This is a genomic window from Sphingomonas arabinosi (assembly GCF_036663715.1).
In the GTDB taxonomy this organism is placed as follows: domain Bacteria; phylum Pseudomonadota; class Alphaproteobacteria; order Sphingomonadales; family Sphingomonadaceae; genus Sphingomonas.
On the sequence record NZ_JAXOJN010000015.1, the window covers coordinates 35,048 to 58,563 of the forward strand.

Sequence of the window (23,516 nt, forward strand, 5' to 3'; positions counted from 1 at the left end):
GCAGGGATCGCTTTAACGGATCCTAAGCGCCGTTCGATGTTAGTGCCCCATCGAGTTGAGCCTGCCCTTGGCGACTCCTGGGGTTTTCTGCGCTTGCCGCGAAAGCTCGGATGTCCTGCTCCTCAGACCGCAGCAGTGACCGCGGCGGTGCGCAATTCGGCGAGGCGCTCTGCGCATATTCCATGAACGATTTGACCGAGCGCCTCGACCCGCCCTCCAAGTCATGCGAGTTCCTCATCGCTGATCCGGTAGTGCTTCGAGTATCGCGCCTTCACATAGGCAACCTTAAGCTTCTCGAACATGGCGCGATCTTGGCGTGTTTCCGCAGGCCAGACGTCATCAACCGCCGCTCGAACCGCTCCGCCTGTATGCGCAGAAAGGCTATGTTGTGGTTGTGCGGCGTGTAGAATGTGCAGACTAGCAGAACGCAATGGTAAAGTATCTTTGCAGTTTGCTAGAATATGAACGCCGCTTTCTTTGAGAAGCATTGATTAACAGCGTCATGCTCGAGCTTATCTTTGCGCATGGCCGCCGGAAACCATTCCTAGAAATACTCTTTGGCCATGCCGTAGGCGGCGGACGGCGTCTTTGGCTTGGGCTGGTGCAGCTCGGCGTCATCGCTCTCGTACAGCGCGATCCCGTCCTTGGCGACGTCCAGAAAGAAGTAGCGGCCATGGACGAGGCCATCGTTCACCTCCTGAAGCGTATGCACGATGAAGTTGACCGGCGTCCGTAGCGTCTTCGTCACCGCCAGTTCGCGGTTCAGCTGATGCACCCACTGCTCACGCCAGTGCACCAACAGCTCATCGCCTCCAGTCGCGCACTTTCAGCCCAAACCCGGTCTTGTCGATCGACCGCATAGTGAGCATTACATGCGCGTTCGGCTGGGCCTGCCCATCGCCGGTATGATCGTGCAGAGGGAAATCCGCCGCCATCCCCCGCGATACGAACTCGTCGCGCACGAAGCCGCGCAGTAGTGCGATCTGCCGATCTGCGTCCAGTTCGCGCGGTAAGGCAAGCTGCACCTCGCGGGCGAGCTGAGCGTTCTTGCGCCGCTCGCTCGCCTCGACCGCGTTCCACAATGCTGGTCGATCCAGCGACCAATCTGGCGCCCCCTCAGGTGCCATGATTTCGCTATGCTGAATGTCGGACTTGCGCGTGTAATCATGCACGGCGCCGGTCCGCTCATACACCGTCTGACGGACAGGGCGGAGGTCTTAGCGCTGTTGCTCGGACCGCACCATGATGGCTGAGCTCCTGCTGTTTCCTAGGGCAGCTGCGGTCCCTACTGTGGCTATTCCTTGCAGCCGGCATGCAGCGCTTGGAACACATCGTGATATCACCCAGCGGCTTTCTTTGCCGGGTGACATCGATCATGCGCGCTTGAACATGGAAGCAATAGCTGAGCCTAGTGCTGGCAACGCCAGCGAAAATCGCCTTTTGTGAAAAACGGCATGGCCGCTCCATCGTACTACATCTCCATGCCGAGATCCCGTTCGCGCCCCGGCCCCCCTGAACCCGGCTCGTCGATCCGAAGCTGACGCTCGGGCATGGCGCGGTCAAGCGCACGCTCCAGTGCCGGCTCGCGCAACATACGGGTCTCCAGTCGTTCCTGCCGTCGCTCGACGATGGCCGCGCTGCGGTTGGTCGTAGCCGCCATGCTGTCAGTCGATACCGCCTTCCAGTCGGCAACGAAGCTTTCAGAATAGGCACCACGATCGGTGCGTATCCGGCCTTCCTGCAGCCATGCCTGGGTCAGTCCGCCGGGATCGTTGCGACCGGCGCCTGGCGACCCGAGTTCGCGGTCGAGTACGATCCGCAGATCCTCCGCGCCGTTCACCCGCACCCGGTCGAGAGCCGACGCGGCGGTGCCGAGCTCGCGTTCCTGTGCCGTCGATATGGCTCCGCCGTCGATGGCCTGCTGTTCGGCGGCAAGGAACAGGCGCGCATAGCGTTCGACCGCGGTATCGATCGCCGGCGACGTTGCTGGCATCTGGATCGCCGTCCCCGTTCCTGCCTGACCGATCGTCTCTAGTGCTGAGGTTTTGTCGCCGGTATTGCGCGCGACGCCGCGCTCGACCGCACGACCGTCGTCGACGATCAGTGCCACCTTGTCGGCGATGCGGGTCAAGGCGACGAGGAACGATCGTTCGCTGAGCAGGCGGCGCTCGCTCGAGCGCAACGCCAGAATGCCATGGTCGGTGGTGACACCCTGCGCGACATGGACGTTGATCGCATAGGCCAGATCGAGCCGTTCAGCCATGCGGTCACCCGCCTTCAGCTCGTGCACGGTGCCGTCGACAAGCGATGAAATGACCAATCGATCCCGGCCGACTTCCTCGACGCGGCCCATATCGGCGTTGCTGAGCTTCCGGTCGTCGTCATTGTAGGTCCAGCGGATGCGGTCGCCGGCATGGATTTCGATCTCCTTGATCTGATAGATCGAGACGGCGTCGTGCTTGAGGTTCTTGGCCAACCGGTCAGGCCGGAAGAGTTTCTCTCCGCCCCCTCGCATCTCGAGGCGCACCCGGTCGCCCTCGATCGCCTTCACGACACCCCGGTCGCCGTGGACGAAGCCTTGCGAGGGCAGATCTGTGCGGATCTCGACTACGCGGCCTGGTTGATAACCCTTCATGAGCCGCGCCCCTTCCCGGGTAGCATTGACCCGGTCGAGTACCTCGAACCGGCTGCCGACGCTCGCGATCTCACCGGTCGCCTTCAATTCGGCCTGCACCGCCTCGTTGGCCTCGCTGCGCATCGCCCGGCCAGCGGTGAGGAGCAGCGTACCGTCGCGCATCTCCATCGGCAACGCCGCCCACCGCGCAGCGGCCGCGCTCGCGACATCGCCTGCAGCCACTTCCGTCGTGTCGGGCTTCAGGAGGTCGAACACTCTGGACAGATCCTTTCCGTCAAGCGCGGCGACGATCCCTTTCATCTGGTCCGAGCGCGATCTCAGATTCTCGGTGATGTGCGCGGTCGCATGTCCCGCGCGCTGACTGTCCTCGAACGGCTTGCCGGCAGCGATCGCAACCAGCTGGCGGCTGTCGCCGATCTGTACCAGGCGAGCGGCACCGATCATGTCGGCGAGACGGACGATGCGTTCCATGTCGTAGGTGCCGATCTGGCTGGCCTCCTCGACCATGATGACCGCGCCTTTCAGTTCGGCGGTGACACGGCCAAGCTGGGCAGGGCTCGCGATGCCGTCGATTACACGGGCATGACGCGCCAGGAACCGGGCAATCGTGCTTGTCTCAGCCCCGGTGTCACGCCCGAGCGCGGTCGCGGTGCGACTGGCGATGGCGAGCCCGAAGACAGTGTGCCCTTGCGCCTTTGCGATCGCGGTGACCGGCGCCAAGACCGCCGACTTGCCACGACCGGGGCCGCCCTGGATGTTCACCACCCGGTCGCAAGAAGACAGGATCAGCACCGCGGCAGCTTGCTGGCCGGGATTGAGCGGGCGCAGGCCCAGCGCGCGCGCAGCCTCTTGGGCGGCGGACACCGCATTGTCCGACGACACGATCGGTGCCGCCTGCCCCCTGCCCGCCTCGATGCCGGCCAGATAGGCCCGTTCGAGGCGCACGGCGCTTTCGGTGGTCACCATGCGATCATCGTCACCCAGCAGCAGGCCCTTGGCCTCAAGAACAGCGATCCGTCCCTCGATATCACTGACCGTGACCGGCCCGCCGCGTTCGAGGGCGGCGCGGATCAGGTCGAGCCGGTCGAACGCGGCTTCGTTCTCACCGAGATCACGGGCTGCCGAGGCGACCGCCTGCGCTGCGGCATAGCCGACTGGATCCAGACGCCCGAGCCGTTCGGGTACGAGCGGGTCACCGTCGCGAGGACTGAGCCCCATACGGGCCGCGATGGCGAGCCCCCGTTCCCCCACGCCGCGTACGCCGCGCATCGTCCGCGTCCACATCGTCTCAGATCGTCCCGACCGGACAAGCGCCTCTCCCACCACCCGGCCCGCGTCGAACCCATTCTCCGCTGCCAACGCCCGCCACCCTTCCGCGCGTATTGCCGGCGCCACGTCGGGTGTCTTGGCGTCCCGGGTCGCCAACGTGGCCAGTTGGCGTTCGCGTGCGGTTCCTTCGCGTCCACGCGCTTCCAGATGGGCCTCGATCTCGCCAGAGCGCGTCGAAAACGCCTCGACCACCGCACGTGGCACGCCAGCGATATCGAAGGCACCGTCGATCGGGTTCTGCCCCGGTGCGGTCACATAGCCCAGCGCTTCGACGCGGGCGCGCAAGGTGGACGCGAAGACCGCACCCATGACGTGCTGGCGCTCATACAGCACATCGGAATGCAGTGCCATCCAGCTGCCGTTCGCCGTCCGGGTGGCATTGGCGAGCACGTTATGGACATGCAACTGCGGCTCGCCGTTGCGGTTCACGTCGTGGAGGAACGTCGCGGCAACCACGTTGCCGGTCCGCACCGCGCGCTGCCCCTCGGCGGTCGACACCCTCGCCTCGACGATATTGCGCTCGATCCAGCCGAGCGTCGCCGTCGCCGCCTCGCGTACCGCCGCGATCAACCGCGCGTCGCCACCGACCAGCGCCAGGATCGATACCGACTTGGGTACCGACATGGTCAGGTCCCAGCCGGGACGATGCTCACCCCGCCTCGCGTCGATCACGCTGCCGTCGGGCAGGCGACCTTCGAGTATGGTCGCGAAGCGGGCGGCGTCGACCGCACCTTCCAGTCCGAGCGCGGTCGCTCCTTCCCCCGCCCAGGCGCTTGCTCCCTCGGCCTGATCGATAGTGTAGTAGTTGTCGCGGGCGTAATATGTTGCGGCATTGCCGGCGGAGGAGACAGCGCTGACCGAGATCATGAGCGTTTCGCCTTTGCAGATGCCGCGCCTGCCTTCGTGCGGGACGGCTTGCCCGACGCCGTCGTGAGTGCGCCCGCTGGATCGATGCGGTGGCCAACCGGCACCTGACAGGTTTGGGTCTCGAAACGGTAGCGGATCAGCCGGCAGAACTCGGCGTCCCCCGCCGCCAACTTGTGTGACAGCGGAATACCGATCGCGGGAACGGACATACCCAACCCGGTGATGAACACGATGCCGGCGCCTACCATCAGCAGGCTCCACAGGCAGACGAACGCCGATGACCAGAAACGGTCGTCACTCAGCACAAGACCGGTCACTTTACGTGGCGCCTTCCGGACTTCCTCGATCGCAGCGGTATTCCCGCGCACCGCCTCGACAAGCTCTGTCTGTTTCTTGTCGATGGCATCGAGACGCGGCTGGTCCGCGATTGCGGCTTTCATCGCCGTCATCTCGGCCTTGATCGGCTCCAGGCTGCGGGAGATGCGTTCGGGGAAGCCGGCAAGAAACTCGGTCCGCGCGGAGTGCATGGCGAGCCGATCCTGCCGCTCCAGCGAAAGCAGCTCCGTCTCATGGGCCGCCCATGTATTGGCGAAACGCTCGACCTCCATCACTGACTTGTCGAGTTTGGCTGCCAGTGCGACGAGATCACCGGGTCCAAGCGTCTCACGGCTGAACGTCGCGCGGCCCTCCGACCTGGCATCGATGCCTTCGACGACGATGTCGCGGGCAAGCACGCCGCGCTCAAGACCGGCTTCGGCAGCCCATTCCAGCAGCCGAGCATGCTCCCCGGACGTCAATCGTATGTTGACCTGGATCTTCGCCGACATACCCCGACTTCCCCCTTTGCTTTTCAGACCATCGCCTCCGAAAGCGTGACCGGATACAATCATAGTCTATCAGGTTACGTTAGGTGAAGTAGAATTCATGTTGATGAAGTGCGAATGAGTCAGCCATCTACCCTTGGGGAGCGTATCAGGGCGATCCGTCACGTCGCAGGGATGGGTCAGGATGCACTGGCGCGGGGGTTGGGCTTCTCAACCCGGTCGTTGATCAGCTGGGAAAAGGATGCGGTCGAGCCACCGCTCGGCGTCGTACGGCAGCTCTGCCGCGATCATGACGTGGATGCCGGCTGGCTCGTCTTCGGCACCGATACCAAGCCTACACGCCACCATGGCCCCGTGGATTGGGAACGACACGACCGGTTGCTGGCGCTCATCTACACCTTGTGCATCGATGTCGGATTCAATCCCAAACCCGGCAGTCGCGAGACATTGGCGCGCTCGTTGTACGATGAAGGCGACGATGCCGATGCTGACACACGTCGGCGCCTGCGCCATACAATACTTATGCTTTCGAAAGGGAAATGACATGGAGCGACGTAGCGACAGGATCATCGCCGAATGGGCTGTCGAAAACCGCCAGACTTGGGTCAGTCGGCGCGACTGGCAGGGCGTAAACCGGCTCGCCGGGCTATGCGTCGTGCTGCTCTTTTCCGGTCTCGCAGCCGATCTCGTGCTCGGCTCATCGCTCATCGCGACCCTGTCCTGGATCGGGGCTGCGGTCAGCGGTGCCAGCCTGTTCGTCCGGTTTTATGATCGCCGCTTTTTCATCACCCGTCGTGTCGATTGTCAGGATCGCCGCTGACCCGTCCGGACAATGCGCAGGCGGCGATGATCTTGGCATTCCGCAGGGCCGGATTTAGACATTGAGGTCGTCCCGCCGGGACATTGAAAGCGTCGATCTTCTCGATGAGCAAGATGAGCTTGGCACAGCCGTAATTGCGCGGGTCGAAGTCGGGGGTCAGGGTGATCAGACGCTGCCCGACCGCACCCAGGAAATACCATTCCGCCTGATCCTCAAGCTGTCCCAGTGCCGTCTCGATCAGTGCTGCCGCAGCTGCCAGCGGCAGACCCGTCGCTTTAGTAAATTCACCTACCGTTTCATCCGCCGTCGCAGGGACCGCGACCGTAACCAGCGACCCCAGGTTTTTGGTGTAGATGAACCGTTTGCAGGACTACCGGAAACTGGCCGGCGTCTTGGTCTCGCCGAAGCCGAAAACCTCGACGCCCTGCTCCCGGATCCGGGCCGCGAGACGCGTGAAATCACTGTCCGATGACGCGAGGCGTAAAGCCGTCGAAACGGCCCGAATGCAGGAGGTCCATGGCGTCGATAACCAGCGCGAGATCGGACGCATTCTTGCCGACCGCGTTGGCGAAATTCTGATGCGGCAGACAAGCGTAGAGCGGCGCTATTGCAGCCCAGCCCTGGCGCCTCGTACCGGTGAAATCACCGTAGATCCGCCGCACGCTGGCCTCGCCGATCTTCGCGATTTCCTCGAACAGTCCGGCCGCGGTTCCAGACGATGCGTTATCGGCATCGATCAGCACGGCGAGCTTGCGCGAGACGGTTGGATCGTCGGTCATGGCAGGCATCGTTGCGGCAATCCGACTGCTGTCATCGGGGTGCCGACCGGCCGTCCCGATAACGATTGCAGCGTGGCAGAAATCTGGCCCGTCATGCTTTCAACACTGCTTTCGGGCTTCCTGACCGGTACCGAAAACATGGCTCGAGCCTCGTCATTCCTGGTAAGGCGCTCCAGCGAGCGGCACCTGGCCCGGTACGGTGCTGTAGCCGCGTAGCAGGGCTGTAGCACGTCCCCCGCCAGCTTTTGCCTGACCGGTAGCAATGCTGCTACGCTGCTACATCCATGTTTTAAAACAGCTTTCTGCTCGCTGAATCCCCGCTATGCATAGCGTGGTGTGTGCCCCTACCCTTTACCAATCCTGATATCGTCGCTGGTCCATTTGATGACCCTGACATCGTTCCTGGTTTTCGGTAGGGCCTGCGGCCGGCGTGAGAGCCGGCCAGCAGATTACGCTTGCGTGCAGACGCTCCGTTCATACCCCGGACCGGCTGCCCGCGCCGCCAGCAATGCCGCGAACGCTTCGTCGCTTAGCGTTTCCGACGTCAGGACCTTGCGGTCGTTCAGGGCACGTTTGATCAGGCGGATCAGATGCGCGAGTTCGGGCGTCTCGAAGGGTCGTTGATTGCCAGTTCGCAGGTTTGCTCGCCCGATGTGATCGCGAGGTGAAAGATGCGATCGGCAGGTCCCGCCGGCCCCGGCTCCGGCCGTACGAAGAACCCGATTTCGTCAGCGCGTGCGAGCAACGCCGTCCAGTCATTTGGCACGATCTCCGTCACCGACCGGATATCCTTGTGGTGTCGCACACCGTGGGGCGTGAACCAGCCCGATATGCCACAGAGGATCCCGTCCGTCACGGTCGTGGTTTCCCCTCTCCAGATGGCCCTGATAATCAGTCGAATGTGGCAGGGCGCGGGTGGCTGACCGGTCGGTCGAAGCCGACCTCGATATCCCCGGCATGGGGTGTGTCCAGCACATCAAGAATGCTCGCGGATTGTGCTGGAAGAAGACAGTCGCGCGCAAGGCGGACCAGTGTGACGAGGCCAGGATCGGAAAACGGCTCCGCCAGGGTCAGGAGACGCGATCGACCGTCATGGCTTATCCGGAGTAACCAAGTGCGCACATTAGGCCGTACAAGCCCCTCCCCGAGCTCTGCGCGCGTGAAGAACGCCGCGGCATCGGCCGCAGAAAGCAAGGCTTTGACACGGTCCGGATCGATCGAGGCGAGAGCTACGGACCGCTCCGTGGCGAGACCCGGGAAATGCGCGAACCCGCCGGTCACAGACAGGCCGACCTGATCGCTGTCAAGCATGGCCGGGACGGCCTTCACGGCTGCGGCGCGGCGACGTCTAGCCGTACCCCGGTCGCGGCTTTGCGGGCATCGAGACGAGCGTGCTGTTCGTCGAGAATCGCCTCGATCGTCTCGCCTCGGCGCAGAACCCGGTCGTGACCATGCGGGGGGGTGTCGCGCAGCCGCTCCAGTGCCGCATCGATGAGATCGTCCCCCATCATCGCCCTGGCCACCGCCAGCCAGCGCGGCGGTAGATAGGGATGGCGCTCGCACCATGCCCGACGGATCATCAGGGCGATCAGCCACGCGACCGTCGCCAGCGACAACAGCAGCATCATTCCGGCGATCGTCACGTTTCCGGTTACCTTGATGACCGGAAATATGGCGATCGCACTGCTTATGCCAAACCCGATCATCCAGGGTGACGGCATTCGCCAGTTGGCAATGTCGCTGCGCACCGCGATCCGGTCGAGCAAGCCGACACGCACACATGCCACGGTGTCAGTCGCGCCAGGGGCCATACCCGCCTCCCATGCCGGCCGAGAACGGGTCGTACCATGCAGAGCCTGACATATCTGTTGTTGATCCCAACCCGTGGTGATCATGTCGCCAGTCGTCATGACGGTGGCTGGACAGGTCGGTGCCAAACGGGTTGCCCGCGACGTCGATCCTGCCGATCATCGGCAACCCCGTCGCTGGGTTGATAGCGAAATAGTCGACGGCCGATCCACTCGGTGAAGGATGCCAGTCATCGAAGCACGATGCGATGCGGTTCAGCAGTCCCATGAGATTTGCCAAGCTCCCCGTGTAGATGATGCGCAGATATACGCTTTCCGCATTTACGGCAACTCGCGCTAGTGCGTCAGGAATGCCTGTATCCCCTGCCCTACCCGAACTGCACGCGCGCATCGTTATTGCGCTGACCGAGGCACGGCAGGAAGCGAAGCTGCGCCAGGTAGATCTGGCGAAACGGCTCGGTTGGCAACAGGCCTATGTGTCGCGGTACGAGACCGGCGAGCGCATGCTAGCGGTCGATGAGTTTGTCGCAGTGGCACGGGCGATTGGGGTCGATCCCGTTGCACTGCTCGCTCAAGTGTTGAATGAAGGTAACGATGGGCCGGGTTGACCCATAGCCGCCAGCCGGTGTGCGAACGCCTGTTCCATCCGGTCGGCGATAAATCGGTTCGAACACTTGCCGTCGCGCGGCTCCTGTGGCGGCGGTGATCACAGCCACGCGTGCTCAATGGTCGAAAACCGGACGTTCAGCCTGATTGTGGGCGAACGGCACGAGGTGATTAGGCGAGGCCCTGAGTGCTGCGTACAGGCTAGTGTCGCATTGATGGCCCTCCCCGCCCCCTGCCCTCAAGCTGACGGATGATGGCGCGCAAGGCGCTCCCGCGTGAGGCGAGGATCTTCGTACAGATCGCGAAGCGCGCACAGGCGAAAGACGTTCCACCACCGCTGCCAGCGATGTTCGGCTGCATCGTGGAGCATGTGGCAGCGCTGGCACAATGCGGCGAGATTACCCGGCATGTTGTGGCTCGGATCGTGATCGAGATGCGCACAGGCCAGCACCACATAGGTCGTACGGACGGCGGCCATGTCGAACCGTCCCCGCCCCTGCCCTCGAACCGCGATCCGTCGGCCGCGGTCCGAGCGCCAATGCCCGGCGTCGGCATCCCACCATCGCCCGTCACCGAGATGCGCGACGAAGCGCAGATGCGGCCGTGCGCACCGTTCGCAGCGCGCGCCAGCACGTCCGAAGCGGATCGTATCCGACAGTTGCTGCCAATCTATCGGGTAGAGCCAGCGGTTCTCGGGGCGGATCGGCATCGTGACTCTATGAGTCAGGCCCGATACGAACGAAAGTAAATTCGACAACATGTTTTCACCTCGATCCGTAGACACGTAGCCTTGTCGTCGTGTCGATGTGTCGACGTGTACGCGTGCCCGGCGCTCCTCCAATGTCGACATGTCGTCGCCTCGACCTGTTGCGGTGTCGGCGTGTTGAGGAGCTACGCTATTGAAACCATCACGACGGCGCGCGTCGTATCAAGCGCCTTCGGCACCTCGACGTGTCGACACGAAAACACATCGCCGAGTATGGATGTCGACATGGCACGCAAGATGCTCGGAACTCGATTATCTCGGTGTTGGGCCGATAGCTGAGAGTCTTGATTCTTGCATATACCAAGAATGGAGGCGCGAATGTCGTCAGCGACTGTTCGCCCTAGCGTTGATTTCCCCTGAGGGCTGACCCGGAGAAGGCATAAATTTCTACCGAGAAATGACCCGTGTCTCAACCTCACACCGGCTGGCGGTCGCGATCAGGCGTCATCCCTCCCGCGACCGAGAGGGTTGCGATGCTGCTGTTGATGATAGTGGATCTACGGTTGGGAAGTAGCGCCCCTAGCAGATAAGTTGGTGATCCAAACTAAGGCGCTTGACGCATGTTACGCTACGAGCGGCGATTATCGCGTCACTGTGCGGACTGACCGGATCGTAGAGAAATGTCGCCAGCTCCGGGCTGCTCACCCGAATCCCTTTTCGGGACAGGCGTACCGAACGCGCGCTGGCGGCCAACGTTACGCTGCGCCATTTACTTTTCAGTAACCATTAGTCGTGCGAACCCCAGCCTTGTGAAGGCCTGTTAGCGGAGCCTCCCCATGCGAATTATCAAACGATTCATTTGCCTCGTGAACGGCGGCCATAAATTCACGCCAAGCAACCGCCAGCTTGGTAAGAAGACCTGTGTCAGGTGTCGCTCGCGGAAGGCGATGTAATACCCGCCCCACAGCCTCCCGCAGCTATCAGATCCTGCCCGGTATCGGCGTTTCCAGATAAGGCGCCTTACCGATCAAGGGTATAACGTCGAACAGCGTCGCGCTCACTGAAACGAACGTATTGGCGTTGCGGCTCCCGTCGTAGCGCGGCGCGGAATGGAACAGGGTCGTCGACGTACGGGCCCTTGATAAGCGCAGCGATCGATGCGGGCGGGTTTAACAAACGGCCGTACGCCATGTTGGATACACTCAACGCTACGCATCAAACCGCTATATGTCGACACGTCGAGGCGTCTTGCTGTCGGGCTGTCGGGCTGTCGGGCTGTCGGGCTGTCGGGCTGTCGGGCTGTCGCAAGTCTACTTCTCCCGTCCAAGTTCAATAAATTCGATCGATCCCCAGTCAGCGGTGTTGCGCTGTCGTGATGTAGACATGTAGGGGAACCGACATGCCGACTATCGCAATCATCAGCCAAAAGGGTGGCGCGGGCAAGACAACGCTAGCGCTTCATCTTGCGGCGGCCGCCCATGACGCGGGGCGCGTTGCGCTCGTCATCGATACCGATCCCCAGGCAACTGCCAGCCAATGGGCAGCTTGGCGTCAGGACGCGCCGCCCGAAGTGATCGATAGCCCACCGCCACGGCTCTCTGCCAAGATCGAGCAGGCGATGGGGCAGGGGGCCGATTTCATAGTCATCGATACTCCGCCTCATGCCGATAGTGCTGCGCGTGCTGCGGTTGAGGTAGCCGATCTGGTCCTGATCCCATGTCGTCCCAGCGCCTTCGATCTGGCGGCGATCCAGACGACGGCCAAGCTGGTGCAATTGCTCCGCAAGCCCGCCTTCGTGGTGTTCACGGCCGGGTCGCCCAATGCGCCGCGCATGTACCAAGAGGCGGGCGAACTCGTTGAAGGCTTTGGTACACCGGCCTGCCCGATCCAAATCGCGGACCGCGCCGCCTTTCGCCACGCAAGCGCGGAAGGCCGCACCGTCATGGAATTCGAGCCCAACGGTAAGGCAGCGGATGACATCCGACACATCTACAAGTGGACATGTCTACAACTCGGCATCCCGGTAAAGTCTTTAAAGAAAACTTCCTCCAAGAAACTCATAAATAACAGAAAAGTTGTAGCATGAGCCGCAAGCCGTCCTTCGCAAACCTGCGTGATCGCACCTTGCCGGAACCCGTCGTCGCGCTACCAGCGACATCACAGCCTATTGGGCAGACGCCAAACCAGGCAGGCGGGCAGGGGGCTACATCGGGCCCCGCTAGCCGGCAGGGTCGCAAGCAGATCGCAGGGTTTTTCACACCCGAGATGTCGTTCGCCATGCACACGCTAGCGCGTCGGCAGGGCAGGAGCCTTCAGGCGCTGATGGCCGAGGCATTCAACGACGTGCTGCGCAAGCACGGCGAGAGCCCGATCGGGGACTGATCGCGACACCACATTCCGATTGGCCATGCCAGCCAGCCGGCACGTAGTGCGGGCAGGTCACAGCCGAGCCGCTAGAAGCTATCAGCACCTCGGCGGTGACCGCCAATTCTGCCTCGAACTGCGATACTCTCAGGCGTGCGCCTCCGCCCCACGCTGAGTTCCCCTGCCGGGGTGCGTTCTATGTATCGGCTACTCATTGTTGTTCTCGAAAAACGCGGTGGACGGTGACTTCCTGGATTACGACGCGATCACCGGCTTCGGGGTCGCTTCCACCGGGATTTGAAAAAGAACGAACTCCATTACCAGGCACCAGATTGCCAAATACCGTGATTGGTCGCTTTTGCTGATCCATGTTTTTGAGACGTTCTCCGCGTCATCTTGCACCGCTGCCTGTAAGAGCGACGAGGTGAACTGTTTCCAGCACGGCTTCAGGCGTAAGCGACCCCGTAATTGACGGCAGGGGGCTACGATCGCTGATAACTCTCCCCGAATGTCGGCGCGTGATAGCGGTCGATGCGGCTATCCAAGAACCGCACGAGGTTCGCAACGATCGCCAATCATAACACCTGTGTGCTGATTTCAGCCGTTAGGCCGCTTCGGCGACCTGGATATGCACAGCTAGGCCAGGGGCCGTGGCGAGGATCACCAATGCATCGAGTGAGAATTTTGTCATCTTGCCCTGCAACAGGTCGTTGAGACGGGGGCGGGTGATACCGAGACGATTAGCCGCAACCTCCTGGGATAGATTCCAAGAGCGTACCCGCGCCTTGAGCGCCAACAGCAGCTCGGCGCGTGCTTTGAGGTTTGCAGCTTCGGCCGGGGTATCGGCCAGTGCATCGAACACGTTGCCGAACGTTTGGATTTCCATCACTTTTGCCTCCATGCACGTAAGCGGCTGCCGCTAAATCAATACCCCGTTGTGGTGTCGCCCGCGTCCTTTTCTGGAAGGCGTGCAGGACCAGCACCGCGTCAAGGATGGTTGCCACGTAGATGATCCGGAACGCCCCGGAATCCTCCTTGATCCTGATTTCACGAACCCCACGACCTAGCGTTTTCATCGGTTACCAATCGTCAGGATTGTTGGCGATCTGGATCTCGTTAAGCTGGTGCCCCGCTTCCGATCGACGATTGTCCGGAAAGTCGCGGAACCGGTCGAGGCTGTCACCTAGAAAAGAGATCAGCTTCACGCTCAGCATGTATCAAAGTCGATACATATCTGCAGGGAATATGCTTTCTTAGCGAGTGGGCATCGATCTACCGGGGGGGCGACCATGCGGTAATATAACCGGTATTTGCGCACGTCGTGGTAAAACCGTTCGGCATGATCGTTTAAAGGAGCCTGACAGTCTGTCGCCGACGGGCATTCAGTTGCGTACAACGCGTTAGCCAGTAAACGGTTGAAGTATGACGAAATACTTCATGCTTATGCTGGCTGGCCTTTCAACCACCGCTTCCGCGCAGGTGGTGCAGCCAGGGGATTGGGACGTGACGTCGAAGGTCGTCGACCTGACCGTGCCGGGCGTTCCAGGATTCCTTCTTCGAATGATGAAGGGCAAATCAAAGGCTGAGCGCAAGCATCTATCGAGCGGGCAGGGGATCGAGATCCTCCTGATGCCCGACCCGAAAGCACAATGCCGGATCGACAGCCAGCGCGTCGCAGACGGCCGCTATACGCAGACCCTGAGCTGCCCGCAGAAGAAGGGCGACTGGATGCATATCAGTCGCACGGGCGTGTACGATACGGCGGGCTTCACTGGTCGCGCGACCGTGACCGGTACGACGCCCAAGGGGGCTCTCAACATCGTTCTGGATCAGCGCGCAACGCTTGTCGGAGGCCGAAGCCGGTAGGGTCTCGGTATGCGCACCACCAAGGGGAGGGCGACGAGGCTTCATCTGCCCAGCTGCTCGTCGGAGCATAGCTGGTACAGGATACTCAAACCCATTGCCGTCGTCCGCCTGCCACAAGACTATTACGAGAGGCGGACAAATTCGTTGTCGAGATTGGCTATCGCCGTCAGCCAGGAATACCCCAGTTGGCTTCCTCGTTAGCTGCCTTCGCCGTCCGGACAAGGTGCTCGACATAATTCTGGAAGATGGGAACCGTAAAGGTGACCAATGTGGGCTCGCCTCCCGGTTCTTTGAATGTCAGCACGACGAAGCGCTGTCCCTCTTCGTCGAGCACAAGGCCTGCTTCCATCGCGCCTGGGCCGCTTGGAGTGATGACAGTCGGTGTCACGCAATACCCTCGATGATGTGGCCGGCGCTGCGGTATTGCAGCATGCCGGTGCTGCCACAGCCTTCGCGGATTTAGGCAGCTCTCGCAATGCTTGCCGAGTTGACGTCGTTTGCGGGGCGGCCATGTTCGACCGTCGCGCTTGTCGCCGCCATGTGAGCGGCCTGAGCCTTACGGTATTCGAGATAGAGAGCGATCAGGGAGAACATAGAAACCTCATGCAGGTCATTGCTGCGCCGCAGCATCACCGTGTCATGTGGCTGTTAAGATACGTACGGGCAAATGCGTTCACCCCAACCGCGATTGCGCAAAACGAAACCGTCAAAAGCGGTATTCAGGCGGCTTGTGGGATACGGTCGATTAGCGCCGTCAGGGCATCCCCCTGAAAAGTATGGGGACGAACCTGCCGGTCCGGTATCGATAACCGTAGGCGCATGCGCTGAGCAGGCTTCATATCTCGCACACGAGTTGCCATCGCCAGCAAGGATCCTTCAAACAGGATCTCACAGGACTGGTCGTCTACCTGTTCGACGCCCGCCATCCGGACCAGGGTCGCCTGCTCTTTCCACGGAAAGTCCATAAGTTTTATTCCCCAACGTCTCACTTCTCTTAGCACAGAAAATGGGAATAAAATTGTTATGCGGCAGTATCCACTCGATATGAATAATCGGTCTGCATGCCGCTGGCCCGTATAGAGGAGCAACGTGTGGACGTGCGGTCGCGCCAACCGCATCCGTAGATCGCAACAAGGCTGCCGCGGGCAATGACCTCAGGGTAGAGCTCCGTGGCTTTACACTCTCTCGCTGCCTCGAGGCGGCATAAAACGACGAGTAGCCGCCCCACTAGGATCGAGGGTAAGACAAGACCTTACGGTCTATGGTCGGGGAGACAGGATTCGAACCTGCGACCCCCTGGTCCCAAACCAGGTGCGCTACCAGCCTGCGCCACTCCCCGACGGCGCAGCGGTTAGGCATACCAGCTCCAATACGCAAGCGTCATGACGCGGCGACGTCAAAATGCCAAGGTTGATGGCCTCGCATGATCGGAACGTTGTTTCCCATTTTCTTTCGGAAACAGGGACTTTGGCTTAGGCCAACATCCTGAAAAATGGACATTATTAGCCATCATGTATGTCACGACAGTCCCGCTACGGATGCGGCTCGATGATGCGCTCCAGAAACCGCATGATCCCATTAGGGAGCATTCGCAGCGACATCGTCGCTGCGTCCAGGGTTTTCCGGGTGTTATTCGTTTTCTAGGGGTTGGCGCTCTCCGCGGGCATGTCTTCAGGCATTGCGTTGGCCGTCTAGGCCAACACTGTATCTTTCATATTTATAGAATCATTGAGCGGTTGTGGATCGGTTTGAGCTTCGCGCTCTGTGCGATCGATCGTCTCGCCCAGCTTAGCGAGAATCTTACCGAGCGGACCGCTGACGGTAATCTGAGCGAGTTCTCGGCAGGACAGCGTCTTCAGCATCGCATTGGTTTCCAACGCATGGTCAGCGTGATGCTGAACAGCGTCGTCGGGCACCGGCGCAGGACGCATCCAGCGCGGAAGATAGGATCGTACGCTGCCCGGCAGCATAGGTCGGTAAGCGTTGGAGGTCTGCACGTACCGAGGCCCAGGGCCGTCACTCTTCACACGGTTAAAGCGTCGCTGGCGCACGAGAAACCCGATTGCCTCGAGAATGCGAAGCCCACGACCGACCGTCGCACGGCCAAGCCCGGTCGCCTCTGCAAGGTAGTCGTAGGAGGGGTAAACACGGCCCCGATTTAACCGCGCAAGCGTGAGGATTTCTTCGAAGACCCGGACGGCGCTGGCGGTAAGCCGGGCGATACCGCGCTCGACGACCGTCAGCGTCCGTTCTCCCGCGCGCGCATCGCGCCGCAACCGCCGTGCAGCATCGAGGGTTTTGCGCGCGACGTGCAGTAAACGGTCGGTCTCACCCCTAGCGGGCAACGTCCAGAATACCTCCTCGAAGGTGCCGGCCTCCAGGCTGTCGCGTAGCACAGGTGCGCCTGTCCGGTGCGGCGCACCCGATCGCGCCGGCGAACGCTCGCGCGTCAGCAGGCCGAACGCCTTAAGCGCGGCGTCGCCTATCGTAATAGTCCCCATTGTCCGTTCCCTTTTGAGGGTGGCGGAAACAGGCAAAAGTCAGCCGTGGCACGAAACGCGCATCCTTGAATTCAATCTGAAAAGCGCATATTTAGGCATCGTTGTTGAGACGATCGTTTGTGCTTGCCGGCACGAACCTAGTATGTGCTTTTGGGATGCCCGGCCTTTGTGCCGGGTTTCCTTTTATCCGCTCACAGCCATTCCTTCGTTATCGATGCCATGGGCAAGATAGGGCAGGGTGCCGACCTGAGCGGCGTATGCATCCTGCGCCGGCGTAAACGCTGCGCATGATGCGGCTCAGAAACGCCGACACATGTCCTCCCTTGCCGATGATCGTTACGACCACGTCCTCGCTCGTTGGATCCGCAAGAAACCGGATTCGACGAACGACGACCGCCGTTCAGTCATCCTTGCGGTTTATGGGGGCAGGGCAAAGCGCCAAGGTTCGTGCTTTCGCACGGAAAACTCGGGAAATGTTCGTGCTATCACACGGAAAACCCCTCGTCGGGGCGCGGTAGCTTACCAGGTAGCTCGGAAAGTACCGAATTGGAGTTCGTGCTATTACACGGAAAACCCCGTGTGAGCCTGCAAACAGATTACGCGTCGGTGCCGTCTTCAAGGATTTCGAGATCTCTTTTAGGTCGAAAGCCGATGGTCGTGTGCAACCGCGGCCGGCCACCGCGGCCCGACGGAATTTTCGTTTCGACGACGTCGAGAGTATATTCGGGCAGACTATCCTGTTCGGACACGTCGCGGAGCTGTTTCTTAAAATATTCGAGGCCACGTCGGTCCGACGCGCAGCCTACGCGCGCCGCCAACTCGCCAATATCGAGTGTGAAACCATCATCCTTGCAGTTGAACTTGGCGAGTTCGTACAAACGCCGTTCGATTGGACCAAGCTTGAAGAAGTCATGATGGTATGCGGCGATCCGCTGGTCCGTCAGGATGGCACGATACAGCCAGTCGCACACCATGACCTCGACCCATTTTACACGTCGCTCACCCGTCGACGTCTTGATGTACTTGATATCGGCCTTGAGCAGCCAGGAAAACGAGCTGTCAGATCCTTCACCACCGGTCTCGATGTTGGTGACGATCTGCGTGCCCTGCAGCCTGTTCAACGAAGCCTTGAGCGACGTATAGGACCGTGCCGACGAATTCGTACCGGTAACGCGGAAGAGATCGTTGGCGGTAAACGTCATGATGCGGTCGGCTTTTTCGCCTTTTTCGGCCCGCTCCGCCATCAGACTGGCGATATAGAGCAGGATTTCCTTGTCGTAGATCGTCGCGACACCGGTCTTGCTCGGATTGATCTCGATCCGGGCCTCGCCCGATTCAAAAACCATCGGCGTCATATGAGCCTTTTTAGACAGTGCGAAAAAGGGAAACTCAGCCACGGTCCGCTCGCCCTGCACATCGCCGTACAGCGGGCTGTGCACCGAAAACAGGTCACCCTGAAAAACTGAAACGTCGCCCATGATCCCAAACTCGCCTTTATCAGCGATCAACCTGTGTCGATGCCTTATGCTTGTCCAACGGAAAGAGGGTTTTCCGTGTGATAGCACGAACATTAGCTGGGCTAGTCCGAGGCCTGCCGCGTCCGGACGATTGATCCTCGAAAAATCACCGTGATTCCTGCGATACCTTGGAAATCCGTGTGGCTCCTCGTGCTTTGACGAGGAAAACGCTGGTCTGTGGCATGAGCCGGACGACCGCCACGGGAGACTTCGTGCTATTACACGGAAAACCCCGTCAGCCTCTAAGCCGCCAGCCGTTTGTGATCGGGCGAGCGGCCAATGTCGGCTCTACCTGCTTCCGCCGATGGACGATATTGCGGTCCACCGTCGGACGCTCTGGGTGATGGACGCGTCTAACAAGCGGACACGTCGACGTGTCGACGTGTCCGCTTGTCGAGCATCGCTCAATTAACGCGTTTACGGCCTCTTTATATTGCTCAAACACAGACTCATATACCGTCGGACACCCAACGGCTGCTGGCATAAAGACTGCCGGCGAGCCGCCAGATTATGGCGATCAGCCTCTTGACCGCAATCGATAGCGGCGAGCGCGCGAGGATCGCCGTAGTCCAGCGCTTGGCCGGTCACGATCCGCGTGCCGTCGGACGTCAGCGCCATGTCGCCCCCTGCGGCTGCGCTCCAAACTGGGGTGTGGGTGCCGCCTTGGGTAGGGATCGCGTAGATAGCTTTGTTGGTACTAACGAAACCCGGAGTATCGGTCAGGATCATGTTGCCAATCATCTCTTCCGAGTGAGGTGCCCAGCCCCCCCCAAGACGCGGCCTGTGGCTTCATCAGGGGCGTTGAATTCGCCGCGGTTGGCACCCGACAGGTAAATGCGCCCGCTACCAACAGCGGAGTAGTGGAACAGGTAGAACTGCGCGAGACGAAGGCCCCGATTCCCGTTGACCAGTTGACCAGTTGACCAGTTGACCAGGATCGATGGCGTCAAAGCGCGACGCCGGCGCAAATAAGCGATGATGTTGCCCATCGTGCCGGGGATGGGCGCGCCGTAATAGCTGTAGACGCTGTTCTGGACGAAGGGATCGGCAAGGCTTGCTTTTGGCTCGCCGGTACACCGATCAATCATCTTGAGCATGTTGTCTGAATGGGGTCGGTTCTGGACGACGGCGTGGACGTGCTCACCGTCCCACCTAATCCGACCACAGTCCAGCAGAGCGCCGAAAAACTCATCTTTAAAATATCATATGACGCACCTGCGAGATGCCCAAGTTTATTTGGCGAAATAATCGAGGACATGCAGGCGGCCGGTAACGCCCCGTTCACTTATCCAGCGGAAGGCATGAAGGCGGCTCAGTAGGGTATTTCGGTCATTATAAATTCGCCGACGGGAAAGCCGAACACAGGGGAGAAGCCAAGACAATGAAAATACTATGTTTATTGATTGGCCACCGCCAGCGGAAGGCCAAAATCTGGCACGATACGGCAGATTGGAGATCCGAATGCTCTAGATGCCGGGTTTCCACGATACGGGATCACCGCACTAGCAAATGGCGCTCGTTTCGAAAAAGTGATGCTTCGCCCAAACGTCAAGTCGTGCCACTGTCGAGCAAAGGGCGCAACGGGCATCGCCCAAATCTTCAAGACACCGCTGGAGACGAATAGAGCGCTACCTTAAATCGGCTTCTTGGCGGCAACGATAAGTTGGGAAACACCGACACGGTTCAGAACATGGATGCGCTCGACCACGTTTGCGATGGCCCTCGCGAGCGGAGCGATGCGATGAATCGCACGCGTTTGCCTTTGCTGATGTTCTCGAACGTCTGCCATACAAAGCTGTGACCGCGTACGGTGAAACCCGCCAACCTCGCCAAATTTGCGCGTTCACAAAGCCATAGTTTTGGGTCCCAATACCGATAGCGTTTGACGCCAATCGCGATAGGAAGCCACGTCGGGATCAGGGTGCGCAAACCTCCTAGGTCGAGATTGTCAGAGCGGCGAATGCGGCGAATAACGACGTATGTTTTGATGAATTAAGCCGGTTCGGCAAGACATGACAAGGGCGCCGCCAAGCGTTACCGCACGCAATATTTCCCGAAGCGCTGCCTTGTCGTCAGGGCAGATGCTCCAACACCTCGTTGAGAAGTACTACGTCGAATGTGGCTGTCGGGTAGCTAAGTTACTCAAAAGGTCGCGTTGGCGAACACGGTTGTCGCATTGCCAAACGGATCCAATCTGCACGTTCGAAAGATATGAACAGGGCGACATTGCGGGCGGATGCGTGTATCTAACGCCCTTACCGGTGATTGAGTAACCGAATTACCGGCGCGGAAACGTCGTTTTCAGGATCAAAAAACATGTTCAAAAAGATCATTCTTGGGGCGGCGATCGCTAGCCAGGCTGTCAACGGCGGAGCAAAACCAGGCCAGCGGGGCGGAGTAAAAGCAGGCCACTTGAGGCGCGCGCTGACGATATGAAAAGGGCCCCGATCGGGGCCCTTTTCATATCGTTGCCGTCCTCGGTCTGGCGGTCATGGCGATAGTATCTCGCCAGTGTCCGGGTCGGACATGACACTGGCCTGGTTTTGCTCCGCCCCGCGACGTTTGCGTCCGGTGGACTGCTTGAGGCGATAGCTGTCGCCGTTCATGGTCAGGATGGTGGCATGGTGGGTGAGCCGGTCGAGCAGTGCGCCGGTCAGCCGCTCGGAGGCGAGCACCTGCGTCCAGTCCTCGAACGGCAGGTTGGAGGTGATGATGGTCGAGCCGCGCTCGTAGCGCTGGGACAGCACCTCGAAGAGCAACTCGGCGCCGGTGGGGGACAACGGGACGTAGCCGAGTTCATCGACGACGAGCAGCTTCACGGCCGCCATCTCGCGTTGGAGCTTGAGCAGCCGTCGCTCGTCTCGCGCCTCCATCAACTGGTTCACAAGCGAGGCCGCAGTAGTGAAGGCGACTGTGAAGCCCTTCTGGCAAGCTGCCAGGCCGAGCGCGAGGGCTACATGCGTCTTGCCTGTACCGCTGTTGCCGAGCGCAATGACGTTCTCGCGGCGCAGGATATATTCGCACCGTGCGAGCTCGAGCACCATCATCTTGTTCAGGCTGGGGATGGCGGTGAACTCGAAGGTGTCGAAGCTCTTCACCGCCGGAAAACGGGCTGCGCGGATCCGTCGCTCGATGGTCCGGCGCTCGCGGTCGATGAGCTCCAACTCGATAAGCCGCAACAGGTAGCGCGTGTGGTCGACCCCGCCTTGCGCGCATTCGCGCGCGACCTTTTCGTACTCGCGCAGAACGGTTGGCAGTTTGAGTTGTTTGAGATGATGGGCGAGCAGCACCTGTGGCGTACCTGCGGTCGTGCCCACCGGCATGGCGTCCTTGTCCGTCATGCTGCCAGCACCGCATAGTCGGCCGCGCACGTCGTTTTGACGTCCATCTTGGGCACGTGCGGATACGCCGCTAAATCCAGGCGCGGCGGACGGCGCTCGATACGCGCCAGCGCGATGAGTTTTACCGCGTCAAAACCAGGTGCGCCCAACTGGACTGCCTCGGTCACGGCATCCGTGACGATGGGAAGCGGCATCGCCTCGAGCAGCCGCAGCACCTGGATGAACTCGCGTTTACCCTTGTTGCCCATCCGCGCCTCGAGCAGGTGGCGCAGATGCTGGAAGATGTCCGGCAGGTTCCAGTCCTGAAGGGCTGCCGCCTGGTCGAGCGCACCGGGCTTGGTCTCGATGAGCGCGAGGTAGTGCAGTGGGTTGGAGACGAATACGCCTTCGTCGTAGCAACGCGCGTGCCGGGCGATCTCTTCGCCCGCGCATATGATGACGACCTCGTCGACGAACCCCTTCACCATCACGTCGCGGTAGCCGTACGCGGTCGGCACCGAATAGTCGTTGGTCCGGTAGCGCACCATCGCAGTCGACGACACGCGCGCCGCGCGTTTCTCGCATGGCTCCAGTGGTACGGACGGCAGCGTGCGCAATGCCGATACGTCTGCCGCCAGCCGCTCGGCGATGGTCTGCGCGTGCTGACCGGCATGCTCGCCCTGGCGCGTGCGGCAGGACTCCTCGAACCTGGCGTTCAGGACATCGAAATTGGCAGCGACCGGCACGGGCACCATGAAGTTGTTGCGCGCAAACTTCACCAGCCCCTCGACCTTGCCTTTGTCGTTGCCTCGCGCTGGACGCGCAAAACGGTCCTGAAACAGGTAGTGGCTGACCAACTCGGTGAAGGCGCGTGTGCGCTCGCGCGTTCCATCGCCGCAGATCTTTGCCACGGCGATGGTTGTGTTGTCGTAGAGGATGGACAGCGGCACGCCCCCGAAGAACGCGAATGCCGACACGTGCCCGTCAAGAAACGCCTCGGTCGTCTCGCGCGGATACGCCTTGAAGAAGCAGGCATCCGACTGCGGCAGCGACATGCAGAAATAGTGGATCTTCATCCGTTCTCCACCGACGACCGCGACCGCCTCGCCAAAGTCGACCTGTGCATGCCCCGGCGGGTGCGCCAGCGGCACGAAGGTCTCGCGCCCGCGGGCCCTGCACAGCCGCACATGGTCCTTCACCATCGTGTAGCCGCCCGTATAGCCATGCTCGTCGCGCAGCCGCTCAAAGATCCGCTTGGCCGTGTGCTGCTGCTTGCCCGGCGCCTCGCGGTCGGCTGCCAGGATTGCGTCGATAACCGGTAGCAGCGTCCCGAGCTTCGGCTTGGTCGGAGGTTTCGTCCGGCGGTATCCAGGAGGCGCCGAATACAGGCACATCTTGCGGACCGTATCCCGGTTCAGCCCGAACACCTCCGCCGCTTCCCGGCGACTATGACCCTCGACAAATACAAAGCGCCTGACCGCTGCGTAGCTCTCCACGACAAACATCCCCGCCGCCCCGCAAAGGGAGCAGCTTACCAACTGGCCGGATTTTACTCCGCCCCCGACGGCACTGCG

General features: G+C 60.9%; 29 protein-coding genes, 1 tRNA gene and 1 pseudogene. 6 read left to right on the forward strand and 25 right to left on the reverse strand.

The features are described from left to right. Positions 1-122 precede the first annotated feature (122 nt). The 4 genes and pseudogenes from U1708_RS17795 to U1708_RS17810 all read right to left on the reverse strand — a co-directional run. Positions 123-769, reverse strand: a pseudogene (locus tag U1708_RS17795) (HEPN domain-containing protein); the annotation flags it as partial. Between the two features lie 34 nt (positions 770-803). Then, complete coding sequence (locus U1708_RS17800; protein WP_332747400.1) at positions 804-1,193, reverse strand: MobA/MobL family protein; 390 nt, start codon at positions 1,191-1,193, stop codon at positions 804-806. Positions 1,194-1,471: 278 nt separating this feature from the next. Continuing rightward, positions 1,472-4,831 carry a MobF family relaxase gene (mobF, locus tag U1708_RS17805; RefSeq protein WP_332747401.1) on the reverse strand — a complete coding sequence of 1,120 codons (3,360 nt, stop codon included), beginning with the start codon at positions 4,829-4,831 and terminating at the stop codon, positions 1,472-1,474. Then, complete coding sequence (locus tag U1708_RS17810) at positions 4,828-5,658, reverse strand: hypothetical protein (protein ID WP_332747402.1); 831 nt, start codon at positions 5,656-5,658, stop codon at positions 4,828-4,830. The genes mobF and U1708_RS17810 overlap by 4 nt, the downstream gene beginning before the upstream one ends. 171 nt (positions 5,659-5,829) lie before the next feature. Between U1708_RS17810 and U1708_RS20745 the strand changes: the two genes are divergently transcribed. Next, positions 5,830-6,198, forward strand: a complete 369-nt coding sequence (locus U1708_RS20745) for a hypothetical protein (RefSeq protein ID WP_443030079.1) — start codon at positions 5,830-5,832, stop codon at positions 6,196-6,198. A gap of 1 nt (position 6,199) precedes the next feature. Beyond that, positions 6,200-6,475 (forward strand): hypothetical protein, encoded by a 276-nt coding sequence (locus tag U1708_RS17820; RefSeq protein WP_332747405.1) that lies wholly within the window; start codon positions 6,200-6,202, stop codon positions 6,473-6,475. Here the strand turns inward: U1708_RS17820 and U1708_RS17825 are convergent. The 7 genes from U1708_RS17825 to U1708_RS17855 all read right to left on the reverse strand — a co-directional run bounded on the left by U1708_RS17825 (position 6,441) and on the right by U1708_RS17855 (position 9,330). Further along, entirely contained in the window at positions 6,441-6,830 is a 390-nt protein-coding gene (locus tag U1708_RS17825; protein ID WP_332747455.1) for an OST-HTH/LOTUS domain-containing protein, read from the reverse strand. The two genes, U1708_RS17820 and U1708_RS17825, sit on opposite strands and share 35 nt — an antisense overlap. Positions 6,831-6,845: 15 nt before the next feature. Continuing rightward, positions 6,846-7,016 (reverse strand): NYN domain-containing protein, encoded by a 171-nt coding sequence (locus tag U1708_RS17830; RefSeq protein WP_332747456.1) that lies wholly within the window; start codon positions 7,014-7,016, stop codon positions 6,846-6,848. Further along, a complete protein-coding gene (locus U1708_RS17835; protein ID WP_332747407.1) occupies positions 6,934-7,254 on the reverse strand; it encodes an NYN domain-containing protein in 321 nt (106 codons plus the stop codon). The genes U1708_RS17830 and U1708_RS17835 overlap by 83 nt, the downstream gene beginning before the upstream one ends. A gap of 586 nt (positions 7,255-7,840) precedes the next feature. Continuing rightward, positions 7,841-8,032 (reverse strand): hypothetical protein, encoded by a 192-nt coding sequence (locus U1708_RS17840; protein ID WP_332747409.1) that lies wholly within the window; start codon positions 8,030-8,032, stop codon positions 7,841-7,843. A gap of 113 nt (positions 8,033-8,145) precedes the next feature. Then, positions 8,146-8,565, reverse strand: a complete 420-nt coding sequence (locus tag U1708_RS17845; protein ID WP_332747410.1) for a protealysin inhibitor emfourin — start codon at positions 8,563-8,565, stop codon at positions 8,146-8,148. A 14-nt stretch (positions 8,566-8,579) separates the two neighbouring features. Then, positions 8,580-9,065 (reverse strand): hypothetical protein, encoded by a 486-nt coding sequence (locus U1708_RS17850; protein WP_332747412.1) that lies wholly within the window; start codon positions 9,063-9,065, stop codon positions 8,580-8,582. Then, positions 9,046-9,330 (reverse strand): hypothetical protein, encoded by a 285-nt coding sequence (locus U1708_RS17855; protein ID WP_332747414.1) that lies wholly within the window; start codon positions 9,328-9,330, stop codon positions 9,046-9,048. The genes U1708_RS17850 and U1708_RS17855 overlap by 20 nt, the downstream gene beginning before the upstream one ends. Before the next feature lie 25 nt (positions 9,331-9,355). On the opposite strand from U1708_RS17855, the gene U1708_RS17860 reads away from it, so the two are divergent. Beyond that, positions 9,356-9,670, forward strand: coding sequence for a helix-turn-helix domain-containing protein (locus tag U1708_RS17860; RefSeq protein WP_332747416.1), 315 nt, complete (start codon positions 9,356-9,358; stop codon positions 9,668-9,670). 236 nt (positions 9,671-9,906) lie between these two features. Here the strand turns inward: U1708_RS17860 and U1708_RS17865 are convergent, their stop codons facing one another. Next, positions 9,907-10,377 (reverse strand): hypothetical protein, encoded by a 471-nt coding sequence (locus U1708_RS17865; protein WP_332747418.1) that lies wholly within the window; start codon positions 10,375-10,377, stop codon positions 9,907-9,909. Positions 10,378-11,773: 1,396 nt separating this feature from the next. Here U1708_RS17865 and parA point away from each other — a divergent pair. Further along, positions 11,774-12,460 (forward strand): ParA family partition ATPase, encoded by a 687-nt coding sequence (gene parA, locus U1708_RS17870; RefSeq protein ID WP_332747420.1) that lies wholly within the window; start codon positions 11,774-11,776, stop codon positions 12,458-12,460. Next, entirely contained in the window at positions 12,457-12,756 is a 300-nt protein-coding gene (locus U1708_RS17875) for a ribbon-helix-helix domain-containing protein (RefSeq protein ID WP_332747422.1), read from the forward strand. The genes parA and U1708_RS17875 overlap by 4 nt, the downstream gene beginning before the upstream one ends. 586 nt (positions 12,757-13,342) lie before the next feature. Here U1708_RS17875 and U1708_RS17880 read toward each other — a convergent pair. From U1708_RS17880 to U1708_RS17890, 3 genes are read right to left on the reverse strand one after another with little or no spacing between them, the layout of a single operon-like run. Beyond that, positions 13,343-13,588, reverse strand: a complete 246-nt coding sequence (locus tag U1708_RS17880; RefSeq protein ID WP_332747457.1) for a helix-turn-helix domain-containing protein — start codon at positions 13,586-13,588, stop codon at positions 13,343-13,345. After that, positions 13,479-13,814: a type II toxin-antitoxin system RelE/ParE family toxin gene (locus tag U1708_RS17885; RefSeq protein ID WP_332747423.1), complete on the reverse strand. Its 336-nt coding sequence runs from the start codon at positions 13,812-13,814 to the stop codon at positions 13,479-13,481. The genes U1708_RS17880 and U1708_RS17885 overlap by 110 nt, the downstream gene beginning before the upstream one ends. Positions 13,815-13,817: 3 nt before the next feature. Then, positions 13,818-13,943 carry a hypothetical protein gene (locus U1708_RS17890; RefSeq protein ID WP_332747424.1) on the reverse strand — a complete coding sequence of 42 codons (126 nt, stop codon included), beginning with the start codon at positions 13,941-13,943 and terminating at the stop codon, positions 13,818-13,820. Positions 13,944-14,160: 217 nt separating this feature from the next. Here U1708_RS17890 and U1708_RS17895 point away from each other — a divergent pair, with 217 nt between their 5' ends. Further along, positions 14,161-14,604, forward strand: a complete 444-nt coding sequence (locus U1708_RS17895) for a DUF3617 domain-containing protein (protein WP_332747426.1) — start codon at positions 14,161-14,163, stop codon at positions 14,602-14,604. 166 nt (positions 14,605-14,770) lie between these two features. Here the strand turns inward: U1708_RS17895 and U1708_RS17900 are convergent, their stop codons facing one another. The 10 genes from U1708_RS17900 to istA form a co-directional block, all read right to left on the reverse strand. Then, entirely contained in the window at positions 14,771-14,992 is a 222-nt protein-coding gene (locus tag U1708_RS17900; RefSeq protein ID WP_332747428.1) for a hypothetical protein, read from the reverse strand. Between the two features lie 71 nt (positions 14,993-15,063). Beyond that, positions 15,064-15,234, reverse strand: coding sequence for a hypothetical protein (locus U1708_RS17905; RefSeq protein WP_332747429.1), 171 nt, complete (start codon positions 15,232-15,234; stop codon positions 15,064-15,066). Between the two features lie 89 nt (positions 15,235-15,323). Next, on the reverse strand, positions 15,324-15,569 hold the full coding sequence (locus U1708_RS17910; protein ID WP_332747431.1) for a hypothetical protein: 246 nt from the start codon (positions 15,567-15,569) through the stop codon (positions 15,324-15,326). Positions 15,570-15,866: 297 nt separating this feature from the next. Continuing rightward, positions 15,867-15,943, reverse strand: a tRNA-Pro gene (locus U1708_RS17915). A 352-nt stretch (positions 15,944-16,295) separates the two neighbouring features. Next, positions 16,296-17,000 (reverse strand): helix-turn-helix domain-containing protein, encoded by a 705-nt coding sequence (locus U1708_RS17920; protein ID WP_332747433.1) that lies wholly within the window; start codon positions 16,998-17,000, stop codon positions 16,296-16,298. A 701-nt stretch (positions 17,001-17,701) separates the two neighbouring features. Further along, entirely contained in the window at positions 17,702-18,613 is a 912-nt protein-coding gene (locus U1708_RS17925; protein ID WP_332747435.1) for a replication initiator protein A, read from the reverse strand. A 426-nt stretch (positions 18,614-19,039) separates the two neighbouring features. Then, positions 19,040-19,351, reverse strand: a complete 312-nt coding sequence (locus tag U1708_RS17930) for a hypothetical protein (protein ID WP_332747437.1) — start codon at positions 19,349-19,351, stop codon at positions 19,040-19,042. A gap of 8 nt (positions 19,352-19,359) precedes the next feature. After that, a complete protein-coding gene (locus U1708_RS17935) occupies positions 19,360-19,719 on the reverse strand; it encodes a hypothetical protein (protein WP_332747438.1) in 360 nt (119 codons plus the stop codon). 1,392 nt (positions 19,720-21,111) lie between these two features. Continuing rightward, a complete protein-coding gene (gene istB, locus U1708_RS17940; protein ID WP_443030080.1) occupies positions 21,112-21,945 on the reverse strand; it encodes an IS21-like element helper ATPase IstB in 834 nt (277 codons plus the stop codon). A gap of 14 nt (positions 21,946-21,959) precedes the next feature. After that, entirely contained in the window at positions 21,960-23,447 is a 1,488-nt protein-coding gene (istA, locus tag U1708_RS17945; RefSeq protein ID WP_132884630.1) for an IS21 family transposase, read from the reverse strand. Positions 23,448-23,516: the final 69 nt, after the last annotated feature.